The sequence below is a fragment of the Pseudorhodobacter sp. genome, assembly GCF_030452865.1.
Taxonomy (GTDB): Bacteria; Pseudomonadota; Alphaproteobacteria; order Rhodobacterales; family Rhodobacteraceae; genus Pseudorhodobacter.
In genome coordinates this window covers 1-14,040 of sequence record NZ_JAKDLJ010000048.1, presented here as the reverse complement: position 1 = coordinate 14,040, position 14,040 = coordinate 1, and the positions used below count along the sequence as shown (strand labels likewise).

The window sequence follows — 14,040 nt, the reverse complement described above, 5'->3', positions numbered from 1 at the left end:
GTTGTAAATTGTCCGGGCTGTTGACCGAGCTCGCACCTGAGCAAAGGGCGAATGCTCGCGAACACTTGAAGCCCATCGTTGCAGATTTGTTGGACTGGTTCGGGCCGCACCGTCTGATGTGGGGGTCTGATTGGCCGGTCGTGAACCTTGCCGCCGATTATAACGCGTGGCGGCACTTGAGCAGGGAGCTGCTTGCTGACGTGGACGAAGACGGTTTGGCCCAAATCTACGCTGGCACCGCGCGCCGATTTTATGAACTGGAGGTCGCCAAATGAAGACCCTCGTTTCCATGCAAGCTATCGAAAAACGCTTCCCCGGTGTTCACGCGCTCAAGAATGTCCGCTTCGATCTGCGGGCGGGGGAGGTTCACGCGCTGATGGGCGAAAACGGTGCGGGCAAGTCCACCCTGATGAAAATCCTGTCGGGCGTTTACAGCCGCGACTCCGGCACGGTTGAGGTCGATGGAAAGCCGGTGGATTTTGATGGTCCGCGCGCCGCACAAGATGCAGGGGTCGGGATCATCCACCAAGAACTCAGCCTGATGAACGATTTGACGGCTGCGCAAAATATCTTCATCGGGCGGGAGCCGCGCAAAAAATTCGGGCGGCTGGATGAAGCCGCGCTGAACGCGCAGACCGCCGAAATCTTTGCGCAGATGCATCTGAAAATTGACCCGCGCACGCCGATTCATCAGATGACAATCGCCAAGCAGCAAATGGTGGAGATTGCCAAAGCGCTGAGTTATCGCAGCCATATTCTGGTGATGGATGAACCGACCGCGGCGCTGAATGACGTGGAAATTGCCGATCTTTTCACCATCATCCGCAAGCTGCGCAGCGAGGGCGTCGGCATTATCTATATCAGCCACAAGATGGATGAGCTGAAGCAAATCGCCGACCGCGTGACGGTGATGCGGGACGGTGAAACCGTCGGGACAGTGGATGCTGCCGATACCCCGATAAGCGAAATCATCTCGATGATGGTTGGCCGTGCTTTGGGTGATGGCGCGCTGGCGCTGCCGGATATCACCCAAGCCGAAGTTGCGTTGGAGGTGAAAGGGCTGAATCGCGGGCGCGCGATCAAAGATGTTTCTTTCAACGTCAAAAAAGGCGAAATTCTTGGTTTCGCAGGTTTGATGGGTGCCGGGCGCACCGAAGTCGCCCGCGCTATCTTTGGCGCTGACCCGCGCGACAGCGGCACCGTTCGGGTGCATGGTCGTGAGGTCGAAATCAAAAGCCCGTCTGATGCGGTTGCCGCCGGAATCGGCTATTTGTCGGAGGATCGCAAGCATTTCGGCCTTGCGACCAGCATGGATGTGCGCGCCAATATCGCAATGACCAATCTGCGGCAGTTTTCGTCACGCCTTGGGGTGTTGGATGAAGGCGCGATGCGCAAAACGGCGCAGGATTACATCAAGCAACTGGGCATTCGCACGCCTTCGGATCGGCAGGAAGTCCGGCTTTTGTCCGGTGGCAATCAGCAAAAGGTGGTTATCGCCAAATGGTTGCTGCGTAATTGCGATGTGTTGATTTTTGATGAACCGACGCGCGGTATCGACGTGGGGGCAAAGGCAGAGATTTACAAACTGCTGGTCGATCTGGCCGAACAAGGCCGCGCGATCATCGTGATTTCATCCGAGTTGCCGGAAGTGCTGCGGCTAAGCCATCGCATCGCGGTCATGTGCGAAGGCCGTTTGACCGGAATTCTTGATCGGACAGACGCGACACAGGAAAGCATCATGAAATTGGCAACGCAGACCATGCGCGAGCCGTCTGACACCGAGGGAGCCGTCCAATGACTTCAACCAATCCAGACGCCCGCCAAGGCGTATTCGCAAGGCTTTCTGCCAGCGGCGCGCATCAGAAACTGCTCGCCTTTGCCAGCCTGTTGATCCTGCTCTTGGGGTTCACCCTGGCATCACCGAACTTCATGCAAACCACGAATATCATCGCGATCTTGCAGGCAACGTCTGTAAATGGCGTGCTGGCTGTGGCGACAACGCTGGTCATCATCACCGGCGGGATTGACCTTTCAATCGGCACTTTGATGACCTTTACTGCTGTGATGACCGGCGTGGTGCTGACCAATCTCGGCTTGCCGCTGCCCCTTGGCATAGCGACGGCCATTGGAACGGGGGCATTCTGCGGCTTTTGCTCTGGTTCGTTTGTGGCAAAGATGAAAATCCCGCCATTCATCGCCACACTTGGCATGATGCTGATCCTCAAAGGGCTTAGCCTTGTGATCTCCGGCACGCGGCCGATTTATTTCAACGACACTCCCGGCTTCAGCCAGATTTCGCTTGGCTCGGTGATCGGGGCAGTGATCCCGTCGCTGCCAATCCCGAACGGTGTTTTGATCTTGTTTCTGGTGGCTGGTGCCGCCGCCTATATCCTAAGCCGCACGGTGCTTGGCCGCTATTGCTTTGCGCTGGGCAGCAATGAGGAATCCGTGCGTCTTTCCGGTGTGAACACCGATTGGTGGAAAATCGCGATTTACACCCTTTCGGGCGCGATTGTTGGGATCGCGGGCTTGCTGATCGCATCGCGCCTGAACTCGGCGCAACCCGCCCTTGGTCTGGGGTATGAGTTGGAGGCGATTGCAGCCGTGGTCATTGGCGGCACCTCGCTTTCTGGTGGTCGTGGCACAATCCTCGGTACGCTGATTGGTGCGCTTATCATGGCCGTGCTGACCAACGGGCTGCGCATCCTGTCCGTGGCGCAGGAATGGCAGACGGTTGTAACCGGGGCCATCATCATTCTGGCGGTCTATGCAGATCAGGTTCGGCGTCGGAAGGCCGCATGATTGAAACCGGCAAAGGCGGGTTTCGCCTTTGCCTCAAGACGAAAACCCACAACATCCATGGAGGAAACACGATGTTGAACAGACGCACCCTTATAGGCACGCTGAGTGCCGCAACCCTGGTGTTGGGCGCAGGCTTTGCGCAGGCACAGGACAAGATGTATATCCCGCTGATCTCCAAAGGGTTTCAGCACCAGTTCTGGCAGGCCGTGAAGGCCGGTGCTGACAAGGCAGCCGCAGAATTCGATGTCAACGTGACGTTTGAAGGCCCGGACAGCGAAGCGCAGGTTGATCGCCAGATCGACATGCTGGCCGCAGCTTTGGCCAAAAATCCGGCAGCAATCGGCTTTGCCGCCCTCGACAGCCAAGCCGCCATTCCGCTGCTGAAACAGGCGCAGGCTGCGGGCATTCCGATCATCGCGTTTGACAGCGGCGTTGACAGCGACATCCCTGTTGCGACCGCCGCGACCGATAACGTCGCTGCTGCTGCCCTCGCTGCGGACAAGATGGCCGAATTCATCGGTGACGCTGGCAAGGTTGCCGTTGTTGCGCATGACCAGACCAGCCGCACCGGCATTGACCGTCGCGATGGCTTCGTCAACCGGATGAAAGAGGCGCACCCGAATATCGAAGTTGTCACCATCCAGTATGGCGCAGGCGATCAGTTGCAATCAACCGAGATCACCAAATCCATCCTGACGGCCAACCCCGATCTGAAGGGGATTTTCGGCACCAATGAAGGCTCTGCGATTGGTGTGGTCAATGGTGTGAAGGAAAGCGGCGCAACTGGCATCACCATCATCGGGTATGACAGCGGCAAGGCACAAACCGACGCAATCCGCTCTGGCCTGATGGCGGGTGCGATCACCCAGAACCCTGTCGGGATCGGCTATGAAACCGTAAAAGCTGCCGTCATGGCGGCAAAGGGCGAAGCGGTGCCAGCCAAGATCGACACCGGTTTCTACTACTACGACAAGTCGAACATCGACTCGCCGGAAATCGCGGCAGTGCTTTACGACTAAGCTTGAAAACGAGGGTCTGGCCATACTGGCCAGACCTGCTCACCTTACATTGATGCAGGAGCGAGACCCCGATGAAATTTTTGCGCTATGGCCCTGTAGGGCAGGAAAAGCCCGGTTTGCTGGATAATAACGGCAATGTTCGCGACCTGAGCGGGCAGATGCCGGATTTGGCGGGCGCAGCCCTTGCCCCTGAAAAACTGGCGCAGATTGCTGCGATGGACGTTAGCAAACTACCCGTTGTGAAAGGCGTGCCGCAAAAGGACTTGCGGCTTGGTCCTTGCGTTTCTGGGGTTGGAAAATTCATTTGCATCGGTTTGAATTATGCGGATCATGCTGCCGAAACCGGTGCTGCGATCCCGTCAGAGCCGGTGATCTTCAACAAATGGACCTCCGCCATCATTGGCCCGGATGATGACGTGCAAATCCCCCGCGACTCGGTGAAAACCGATTGGGAGGTGGAGTTGGGCGTCGTGATCGGCAAGGGAGGTTCCTATATAGACGAGGCGGATGCGATGGCGCATGTCGCCGGGTTTTGCCTGATCAACGACATCTCGGAACGAGAGTTTCAGATTGAGCGGCAAGGCACCTGGGACAAGGGCAAAGGCTGCGATACCTTTGGCCCAACCGGCCCTTGGTTGGTGACGCCCGATGAGGTGGGCGATTTCGACAACCTGAAAATGTGGTGCGATGTCGATGGCAAACGCTATCAGAACGGCTCCACGTCCACGATGGTCTATAAGGTGCCGTTCCTGGTTTCCTATTGCTCGCGCTTCATGTCGCTGCAAGCGGGGGATATCATCTCCACCGGCACACCGCCCGGCGTTGGCTTGGGCCAAAAACCCCCGGTCTATCTGAAAGGCGGCGAGGTCATGCGCCTTGGGATTGAGAAGCTTGGTGAGCAAACGCAGCGCGTTCTGGGGGCGTTGAAATGAGCAAAATCATTGGCTTGCGGACCATCGACGTTCGTTTCCCAACTTCAAAATCGCTGGACGGCTCGGATGCGATGAACCCTGACCCAGACTATTCGGCGGCTTATGTCATTCTGGATACCGATGGCGGGCATGAAGGTCACGGGCTGACCTTTACCATCGGGCGTGGCAATGAGATTTGCACGGCGGCGATTGCGGCGCTGCGCCCGCTGATCGTGGGTCTGGATACCGAATGGATTGCCGCCGATATGGGCCGGTTCTGGCGTCATATCACCTCTGACAGCCAGTTGCGCTGGATTGGGCCGGACAAGGGCGCGATCCATCTGGCAACCGGGGCCGTCGTCAACGCGGCATGGGATTTGTGGGCCAAAGAGGCGGGCAAGCCGGTCTGGCAACTGGTCGCGGAAATGACGCCCGCCGAATTGGTGCGCTGCATTGATTTCCGGTATCTGACCGATTGCATCACGCCCGAATGGTCGCTGGAGTCTCTGACCAAACAGGCTGTGGGCAAGGCCGACCGCATCGCCACACTGAAGCGCGAGGGTTACCCTTGCTATACCACATCCGCCGGTTGGTTGGGCTATGACGACGCCAAGCTGCGGCGGCTGTGCCGTGAGGCGGTGGATGCGGGCTTCAACTATATCAAGATGAAGGTCGGCCGTGATCTGGACGACGATATCCGCCGCCTGACTATCGCGCGCGATGAATGCGGCCCAGGCGTCAACCTGATGATCGACGCCAATCAAGTGTGGGAGGTTGATCAGGCGATTGATTGGGTCAAAAAGCTGGCCTTCGTGAACCCGTGGTTTATCGAGGAACCCACCAGCCCCGACGACATCGAAGGCCATCGAAAAATCCGCGAAGCCGTGGCCCCGGTGCAAGTGGCAACCGGAGAGATGTGCCAGAACCGCATCATCTTCAAACAGTTCATCATGCGCGGCGCGATTGACGTGGTGCAGATCGACAGTTGCCGGATGGGTGGCTTGAACGAGGTTCTGGCTGTCATGTTGATGGCCGCGAAATATGACCTCAAGGTCTGTCCGCATGCGGGCGGTGTGGGGCTGTGCGAATATGTGCAGCATATGTCGATGATCGACTATCTGTGCATCGCAGGCACCCGCGAAGGCCGCGTGATCGAGTATGTGGATCACCTGCATGAGCATTTCATCGACCCCTGCGTCACTCAGAACGCCGCCTATATGCCGCCCGTCCTGCCGGGGTTTTCCATCGAAATGAAGCCGGCATCCTTGAAGGAATATGAATTCAAGGGGCGCGGCTGATATGGATCTGGGTCTGCAAGGCAAGGTCGTTCTGGTGACGGGTGGCGCATCCGGGATTGGCGCCGCGATCTCGGCCTCGCTTGCCGCGGAGGGCGCGGTGCCGGTGGTGCTGACCCGCCGCGCGCCGGAGCCGGATTTCATGGCTGACCTGACCGCCAAAAGCCCCCAAGCATTGGCGATTCTCACCGAGCTGACCGACGATGCGCAATGTCGCGCGGCGGTTGATCAGGTCATCGCCGCGTTGGGCCGGATTGACGGATTGGTCAACAACGCCGGGGCCAATGACAGCGTGGGGCTGGAGGCTGGCCCGGATGCTTTCCGCGCGTCGATTGAACGCAACCTGACCCATTACTACACCATGGCGCATCTGTGCGCGCCACATCTGCGGGCGAGCAAGGGGGCAATCGTCAACATCTCGTCGAAAACGGCGATTACCGGGCAAGGCAACACCTCGGCCTATGCCGCCGCCAAGGGGGCGCAACTGGCGCTGACCCGCGAATGGGCGGCGGCACTTGCCAAGGATGGCGTGCGCGTGAACGCGGTGATCCCGGCGGAAAGCATGACGCCGCTTTACGAACGCTGGATGCAGACCTTTGACGATCCCGCAGCGCAACTTGCAGAGATCACGCGCCGGATCCCCTTGGGGCATAGAATGACCAGCCCCGCCGAATTGGCTGACCAAACGGTGTTTTTGCTGTCTGATCGCGCAGCCCATACCACCGGCCAATGGATTTTCGTTGATGGTGGATACACCCATCTGGACCGCGCGCTCGACGCTGAGCGATAAAGACAGTCAGGCCCGACGCTGGCTGGCAGGGCTGGGGTCCCTTTGCGCGTCTGCTGGCCTTTATTTCGGTCTTTTGTGTGGGCGGCGCACCCTACCGAGAATCCGGCGGTGGCAGCCACACGCAACACCGGGTTCATACCGGTGGCGATTTGCTGGATAGCAACCCCTGAAAGATGGAGGCCCTCAAGGGCGCTCGCATCTACGTTGATCATCTCGTCTGTTTTCGAAGACCCGCAGGGGCTGCGTCTGTCTTTCGGCGATGGGGGTCATTGGGCTTGCCAGTGACTTACAATCGACCCTTCTGTTCCCGGTTTCCCAGAAATCTGAAAACGCGGCTTGCTTCTCGGCAAGGAAAACTGGTTGTTCTGATGCCCCGTAGGGTGTTGAAACGGTTATCATCACTCCTGTGGGGAGGGTTGAGTTCGTGTTGCAGTATTCGCTGATGGAATCAGTTCTGTGTAAATGCTTTTCAGGGCTTTACGACAAAACGTCATCTTCCAACAGGAAGGAACCGCAATGAGCCTCAATCCCCGGATAGGAGATATGAAGATTGTTTCAATCCCTCTGGTAGGAGGAAAAGAACGCGCCATTTTCCCTCGATAATCGAGAAAAAAGTTTTGTTTCCAAATTCCCGAAGGGAATGCAGAACATATGTGGTCAAGAGTAGTCATCGGCAGGAGCCAATAACGCCTCAGGGCTTCAGGACAATGCAGTGTGCAGAGTCTCGAAAACATGGATTTGATCGTGGTAGATGGAAACCTTGTGGGCCTCTGCACTGACCACGCCGCTCGGGACGTATCATTTGCCTTTCAACAGGACCGATATCATCCACCAATGCGGCGGCGTTGTGACGACAATGTGAATTCATCTGGAGTTGTCAGGATCAGGGGTTGCAAAGCCGCTCAATTGGCTCGCCAGCAGGTCGGGGCGCGTGCTGAACATCTGCAAGGCCAGGCTGAACTCCGGACCATAGGGGCGGGCATGCACGGTCCAATCAGCAGAGACACGCAGCCCCGCGCGCCGGGCGAGTGCGATCAGGATCAAGCGCCAGACATGGCCGTTACCGTCCAGAAATGGATGAATACGGAAGAACCGAAACGTCATGTCCGCAAGGGCTGGCAGGCAATCCGGCTGCCTCTGGGTGTTCCAGAAGATTTGCATGTCCTGTTGCAAAAGCTCCATCTGTGCGGCAACGCGGTCCGGTGCGTCACAGGGGTCGGCCCGGCGAAGCCCATCAGCCGTTCCCTTCACCAGAACCACCCGCCGCGCATTTTGCAACCGGGTGCCGGGCGTGCCGCGAAACCCTCCGACTGCTTCAGGCATGGACGGGCAAAGCCCATGGAACAGGTAGCAATGGGTCGCGGTTGGGTGCAGCGCAAGGTGTCGCAACTGCTCCGGCACGGCAGAGCGAAACCGGGTTTCCGCGGTATCGCAACGCTGTTCCAACAGCGCCCTTTCGGCGGCTGTCGCGGCAAGCGTGATCTGTGTTGGCTTCGCCGGTACCGGTTCGGCAGACCCGCTGTCACGCAGCATGGAGCGGTTGGAAACGAAGCGCGGATGCCGCGAAATTGCCAAGTTTTTTCATCAAAAGCGACATAGTTGGATGCCATTCCCCGCGCTGTATCGACCATTTTAAGGATCGTAGCATAAATGAAAGAGGTTCTGTTCTCCAGCATGGATGGCGGCGTATCGCACCGCATTCAGATCCTCAAACAATTGTCCTATGTCCGAGACATTGCAATGGCGGTGAATGATCCGGTCGATGTCCAGATCATGGTGTTCGCCTTTACGACATCGAAATCGCCGAGGCGATCAAATCGCTGGTCAGGGAATGCGCCGGTGTCAGTGTTCGCCTGATTGCGGATTGGAGTCAGGGTGCGCCCGGAACCTCCAGCGTTGTGCCGGGCCTGGCCGCCGATGGATGTGACCGGATCGCGGTGAAGCTAAAACTCGATCTGCCGTATGTCACCGATCAATCGACCGGTCAGGTCCGCTGGAGCTATCGCTCAAGCCACGGGATGCTGCATCACAAGACGCTGCTGATCAGCGTAGCGGGCATGCCGGAGCGGTTGCTGCTTGGCAGCTTCAACTGGAGCACGCACGGCACCCAGGCCTATGAAAACACGATGCTGCTGTCGCGCGAGCCGGAAACCGATGCCGTTCTCGGTGCGTTCGCCTCCGAATTCGACGGGTTGTGGCACGATCCCCGCATAACCGCCCATCCTGACGTTGCGGCAAGGTTGGCGATCATTGCGCGCAAGAAAGTGCAGGCCGGAGGCAGTATGCATGATCTTGTCGACCTGCACGAGATCTTGGAAACTCCGGCGCCGCCCGAAACGCCGCGCGGCAACATCAGGATCGAGAATGGTCGCATCCTTCCGGCTTTTGCGGGTCGCCACCTGACCAGTCTGACGGCGCATTACGGGTTCTCGCCCCTTAATAACCAGCGGAACATGCAACTTCTGCGCCCGTCAGGGGCCAGAAAACCCGCACCCCTGTCGGTCAACGCGGTGGCGCTGGAGGCGATCCGGTCAATTCCGCCGGGTGATCCGATCAAGGTTGCAATGTACGCAATGTCGCCAAGGGTGCCCGAATTCGGCGCTTTGCTGGAAGCCGCACGTCGCGGTTGCCCGGTGGATATTCTGCTGGATCGCAAGATCGGGGCGGAGTTGGCGCGGGATCTGACCCTCCGGCCGAAAACCGAAAACTTGCCGATCGAGGTCAGGACAACGCGGCGCAGGATGCACCAGAAATACATTGTCGCCCCGCGCAACGGCGTCGTTGTCACCGGGACCGCCAACATGACCATCGATTCAGCGCAGCGCCATGCCGAACATCGAATCCTTTTTCGTGACGATGCCGCACTCAGCGCCAGGTTCGCGCAGGATTTTGAAACGATCTGGCAACGCCTCTGATCCATAAATATTCGGAAATTATTGTTTTCAAATAATAAATCGCGATGTTGATTCAATGTTTCCGCATTCCGGGCATGCCGACGCCACAGTTTGACCGTATGCTGACAACGGCAGGCACCTCGCGGACAAGCAGCGCACATGGCGATCTACAACGGAACCTCATCAGGCGACCAGATTGACGGCAGCGTCGATCCCGACGAAATCCATGGCGATGACGGCGACGATCTGCTTTACGGGCACGGCGGCAACGATTCCATCTATGGCGATCACGGAGACGACACGCTGCACGGTGGCGAGGGCGACGATACGTTGCACGGTGGCACCGGTCAGGATCACCTTTTCGGGGGCAACGGCGATGACTCCCTCGATGGCGGCTCCGGCAACGATACGCTGGAAGGCGGCGACGGCAATGACACGCTTGTCGGCGGCGAGGCGACAGATCGGACGGTCGACCGCGTCGCATTCAAATGGCACGATATCCCCGACCCCCAGGATGGCGGTCAGATAGACGACGGCGACAAAATCACCTCCGGCACGCAGGCGGTCGAAGGCGTGAATGTCAGCTACGCTGTCACAAAGGGAATCGGTCGGTTCGAGAATGAGAACCAGTATACCGACGGGATCGACGCGGGCGATGGCACCATCGACCCAAACAGCGCGCTGGATATCTACAACAGCGGCAAGGTGCAGCTCGGGTTCTCCGAGGCGGTGGAAAATGTTGAATTCCGCGTCAACAACTTCGATGCCGCCAACGAACATCTGGTCATTCGCGCTTATGACGCCACGGGCAATCAGATCGAATTCACCGCGACGCTCGGTTCGAATGTCGGCGGCAAGGATACCGACGCGATCCTCGGTGACGACACGTTTGAGGGGTTGGGCGGCGAGTATGACGATATCGACCCCGAAGGTTCGCTCTTTATCCACATTCCCGGTCCGGTGGCGCGGATCGAAATGGATTTCACCAGCATCAAACAGTGGACGCTGACGTTTACGGATGTTTATTTCGATGACCCGGCAAGCGTGGTCGAGGCTGCGGAAGGCGGCGACGATCTTTTTTACGGCGACGCAGGCGACGATGAGATCTTCGGCGGCGACGGCCATGATACGCTGTTCGGGGGCGTTGGCCGTGACCAGATCTTCGGCGGCACCGGCGACGACAAGATGCTCGGGGATGACGGCGACGACCTGCTGACGGGCGGCGACGGCGCAGACTACCTGAATGGCGGCGACGGCACTGACAGCCTTTTCGGGGACGCGGGAAACGATACGCTTGAGGGTGATCTAGGCCGGGATGTGCTCTACGGCGGTGATGGCGACGATTCCCTCGACGGAGGTGTCGACGATGACAGTCTTTACGGCGGCGAAGGTGAAGACCTGTTGCTGGGCGGCGAAGGCGACGACTTCCTTTCCGGTGATGCGGGGCAAGATACGCTTAGTGGCAACGAGGGGAACGACACGCTTTACGGCGGTGATGGCACGGACGTTATTTACGGTGGCGATGGCAGGGATGTCCTGCGTGGCGGCACTGGCGACGATGAGCTTTTCGGCGGAGCTGGTGACGATATTTTCGCGTTGTCGGATGGCGACGGCACGGACACCATCGCGGATTTCGACATTGGCGATGATGATAGCGACGGCCGCACAAACGATCAGCTAGATGTTTCCGACTTGCACGATGCCTTCGGCAACCCGGTCACGGCCTGGGATGTCGTTGTCACCGACGACGGCTACGGAAATGCGGTTCTGACCTTCCCGAATGGTGAAAGCGTCCGGATGAAGGGTATCACCCCGGCGCAGATGGCGACGGTTGCGCAGCGGCATTCGGCGGGTATTCCATGTTTCACCTCGGGCGCAGGCATCCTTACGCCCTCGGGTGAGGTTGCAATCGACGGTTTGAAGCCGGGCGATCTTGTGGTGACGCGCGACAACGGCCCGCAGCCCATCGTCTGGATCGGGCGACGCGAACTTGATTCCGAGATGCTGTCAGCCCAGCCGGATTTGCGCCCGGTTCTGATCCGCGCCGGAACTCTGGGTGCGACGCGTGACCTGCTGGTTTCACCCCAGCATGGGATGCTGCTGGATCAGGGCGCAGGTCGGCAATCCCTGATCCGCGCCAAGCATGTCATTGATCTGCCGGGGAGCAAGGCTCGGATCGCGAATGGCCGCCGTCGGGTGACCTATGTGCATTTGATGTTTGAACAGCATCAGATCGTGTTTGGCGATGGTGCCGCGTCGGAAAGCTTCTATCCCGGCATTGTCGGTCTGAATGCGGTGGATGGTGCCAGCCGGATCGAACTCCTGACATTGTTCCCGCAGCTTGTCGGTCTCATCTCGAACCCGAAAACACACAACCCCTATGGCGCAACCGCCCGCCCGTTCCTGACGCGCAAAGGCATCCGTCAAAATGATGTCCGGCTGGTCCGGCACTGACCACGGGAAAGGCCCACTACCCGATCTCCGCCTCATTTGCCAAGGGGAAAGTTCGCGAGTTTTCACGTTGCGATTCAACCGGCTGATGGCGATGCGGCGACGCGCCGCGGCAGCCACGCCACAGATATCCAACCTGCGACAGTTAACGCCCCAGCCTTGACGCGATCGGTGCCGGCGGGTGCGAAAGTAATGAAGGTGGCGATACCCGATTACGACATTGCTGAGGCCGCATGTGCAATTGTCCTGCGTACCGAGTCGCTAAATCTGCACCTACCCGATCCAGCAGTAATGTCCCAGACGATACGCTAGACAGGCGCGGCAACGCCTCACTGCGGGGCGGTGATTACCGCGAAAGTTGTCGTGGCGGCACGGGAAACGACGATAAGGGCCGGCACCACCCCCTTTGACACAATTGCCGATGAAAAATCGGTGTGGACCCAAATGCGAACATTTCCGTTCAATCTGACTGGCCATCCGGCGCGTTTGATGCCTGTCGGACGGATCCTCAGCCTAATCATTTCGGCGCAGATCATCGGCGGCCACCGGGATGGTAATGTGGCCTGAACCGGTACGAAATTAGAAATTCTGCGTATGCGCTGGCAAAACAGCATTTGTTCCACGCATTTCACTCGCTGAACCGGGTTGGGTCACCTCCCCACCAGATACGTCAACCGCAATTCTGGTTGCACTGGTGTTGAATTGCATCGGCTTTCTAGCCGTCGGGCTGCCCATTGGTCCCAGCCCATTCTATTGCGCCGGAACCTCGCCGGAAACGGGCGATGACAGCGGTGTTTCCGCTGCGATCGGACAGCCAGCGCGCGCGTAACCGAGATCCTGATGATAGACCTCCATCATGATTTTGATTGACGTACCTCAACTCGGGTACTACGCTTTTGGGAGAGGGGGGGAGAAGCGATGAACGGTCCGACCGTACACGATATTGCGCGACACGCTCAGGTCAGTCTGGCGACGGTTGACCGCGTGCTGAACAATCGCGGGAGCGTGTCGGCGAAGACAATTGCCAAGGTGAAGGTGGCAGTCGCTCAAACCGGATATGTGCGCAATCTGGCCGCCGCCAATCTGTCGCGGCGGCGCGTCTATCGCTTTTGCTTCGTGTTGCCTGCGGGCGAAACCGGCTTCATCGCCCTGCTGCTGACCGCAATCGAGGCGCAGCGTAAGCAGTTGCTGGAAGAACAGATTCTGATCCAGATCATTCAAACCCGCGCATTCGATGTTGCGGGCCAAGTTGCGGCGCTGCGCGGAATTGACTGCGATGCTGTGGCCGTGATGGCGAGTGAAGCCCCTGAAATCCAGGAGGAGTTTTCTCGTCTCAATGCTGCAGGCGTGCGGGTTGTGACGCTTGTTGCGGACTTGCCGCAATCCCACCGCGCAGCCTATATCGGCATCGACAACGTGGCCGCCGGGCGCACCGCGGCGGAATTCATGGGGCGCTTTCTGGGCGGGCGCGGCACAGTTCTGATGGTTGCAGGCTCGCTGTCGTCGCGTGATCATAATGAACGCTTGATGGGGTTCCGTCTGGTCATGCAGGAACGCTTTGCCGGGGTGGCCCTGCTGCCAGCGGTTGAAGGTGGCGATGACGCGGCGACAGTGGAGCGGCTTGTTTTGCAAGCGGCGGAATTGCAGCCGTTGACGGGCATTTATGCAATCGGCGCGGGCAACCGTGGCTTGATGCGCGCCGTTAAAACCATTGCACCGAAACCTGTCACTATTGTCCATGAACTGACGCCCACGTCGCGCCAAGGGTTGCGCGATGGCACCTTTGATCTGGTGCTGGACCAAGACACGAACGCCGCCACAACTGCCGCGATCAAGATTATGCGCGACCTGTCCGAAGGGCGCGACCTCCCCCCTGAT

12 protein-coding genes are annotated in these 14,040 nt (G+C 58.6%); 11 read left to right on the top strand and 1 reads right to left on the bottom strand.

Going from position 1 to position 14,040, the window contains the following annotated elements:
- From L0H65_RS04910 to L0H65_RS04880, 7 genes are all read left to right on the top strand, one after another.
- A partial coding sequence (locus L0H65_RS04910) for an amidohydrolase (protein ID WP_301457715.1) occupies nt 1-275 on the top strand: 275 nt, incomplete at its 5' end.
- A complete protein-coding gene (locus L0H65_RS04905) occupies nt 272-1,798 on the top strand; it encodes a sugar ABC transporter ATP-binding protein (protein ID WP_301457714.1) in 1,527 nt (508 codons plus the stop codon). The genes L0H65_RS04910 and L0H65_RS04905, both read left to right, overlap by 4 nt.
- Entirely contained in the window at nt 1,795-2,802 is a 1,008-nt protein-coding gene (locus tag L0H65_RS04900; RefSeq protein ID WP_301457713.1) for an ABC transporter permease, read from the top strand. The genes L0H65_RS04905 and L0H65_RS04900 overlap by 4 nt, the downstream gene beginning before the upstream one ends.
- A 71-nt stretch (nt 2,803-2,873) precedes the next feature.
- On the top strand, nt 2,874-3,821 hold the full coding sequence (locus tag L0H65_RS04895; RefSeq protein ID WP_301457712.1) for an ABC transporter substrate-binding protein: 948 nt from the start codon (nt 2,874-2,876) through the stop codon (nt 3,819-3,821).
- Nucleotides 3,822-3,892: 71 nt separating this feature from the next.
- Nucleotides 3,893-4,753: a fumarylacetoacetate hydrolase family protein gene (locus L0H65_RS04890; protein WP_301457711.1), complete on the top strand. Its 861-nt coding sequence runs from the start codon at nt 3,893-3,895 to the stop codon at nt 4,751-4,753.
- On the top strand, nt 4,750-6,030 hold the full coding sequence (locus tag L0H65_RS04885) for an L-fuconate dehydratase (protein WP_301457710.1): 1,281 nt from the start codon (nt 4,750-4,752) through the stop codon (nt 6,028-6,030). Before L0H65_RS04890 ends, L0H65_RS04885 begins: the two co-directional genes overlap by 4 nt.
- 1 nt (nt 6,031) lies before the next feature.
- Complete coding sequence (locus L0H65_RS04880) at nt 6,032-6,817, top strand: SDR family oxidoreductase (RefSeq protein ID WP_301457709.1); 786 nt, start codon at nt 6,032-6,034, stop codon at nt 6,815-6,817.
- Between the two features lie 864 nt (nt 6,818-7,681).
- Here the strand turns inward: L0H65_RS04880 and L0H65_RS04875 are convergent.
- Nucleotides 7,682-8,392, bottom strand: a complete 711-nt coding sequence (locus L0H65_RS04875) for a Fic family protein (RefSeq protein WP_301457708.1) — start codon at nt 8,390-8,392, stop codon at nt 7,682-7,684.
- 75 nt (nt 8,393-8,467) lie between these two features.
- Here L0H65_RS04875 and L0H65_RS04870 point away from each other — a divergent pair, with 75 nt between their 5' ends.
- From L0H65_RS04870 to L0H65_RS04855, 4 genes are all read left to right on the top strand, one after another.
- Nucleotides 8,468-8,674, top strand: a complete 207-nt coding sequence (locus L0H65_RS04870; protein ID WP_301457707.1) for a hypothetical protein — start codon at nt 8,468-8,470, stop codon at nt 8,672-8,674.
- Nucleotides 8,611-9,732, top strand: coding sequence for a phospholipase D-like domain-containing protein (locus L0H65_RS04865; protein WP_367651975.1), 1,122 nt, complete (start codon nt 8,611-8,613; stop codon nt 9,730-9,732). The genes L0H65_RS04870 and L0H65_RS04865 overlap by 64 nt, the downstream gene beginning before the upstream one ends.
- A 138-nt stretch (nt 9,733-9,870) precedes the next feature.
- Nucleotides 9,871-12,165 (top strand): Hint domain-containing protein, encoded by a 2,295-nt coding sequence (locus L0H65_RS04860; protein ID WP_301457706.1) that lies wholly within the window; start codon nt 9,871-9,873, stop codon nt 12,163-12,165.
- A 915-nt stretch (nt 12,166-13,080) separates the two neighbouring features.
- On the top strand, nt 13,081-14,040 hold a 960-nt coding region (locus tag L0H65_RS04855; protein WP_301457705.1), incomplete at its 3' end, for a LacI family DNA-binding transcriptional regulator.

Bases quoted from the DNA above. Each gene is read 5' to 3' on its own strand.
- L0H65_RS04860 (WP_301457706.1), top strand. From the start codon at position 9,871: ATGGCGATCTACAACGGAACCTCATCAGGCGACCAGATTGACGGCAGC.
- L0H65_RS04890 (WP_301457711.1), top strand. From the start codon at position 3,893: ATGAAATTTTTGCGCTATGGCCCTGTAGGGCAGGAAAAGCCCGGTTTG.
- L0H65_RS04895 (WP_301457712.1), top strand. From the start codon at position 2,874: ATGTTGAACAGACGCACCCTTATAGGCACGCTGAGTGCCGCAACCCTG.
- L0H65_RS04905 (WP_301457714.1), top strand. From the start codon at position 272: ATGAAGACCCTCGTTTCCATGCAAGCTATCGAAAAACGCTTCCCCGGT.
- L0H65_RS04900 (WP_301457713.1), top strand. From the start codon at position 1,795: ATGACTTCAACCAATCCAGACGCCCGCCAAGGCGTATTCGCAAGGCTT.
- L0H65_RS04880 (WP_301457709.1), top strand. From the start codon at position 6,032: ATGGATCTGGGTCTGCAAGGCAAGGTCGTTCTGGTGACGGGTGGCGCA.
- L0H65_RS04885 (WP_301457710.1), top strand. From the start codon at position 4,750: ATGAGCAAAATCATTGGCTTGCGGACCATCGACGTTCGTTTCCCAACT.
- L0H65_RS04870 (WP_301457707.1), top strand. From the start codon at position 8,468: ATGAAAGAGGTTCTGTTCTCCAGCATGGATGGCGGCGTATCGCACCGC.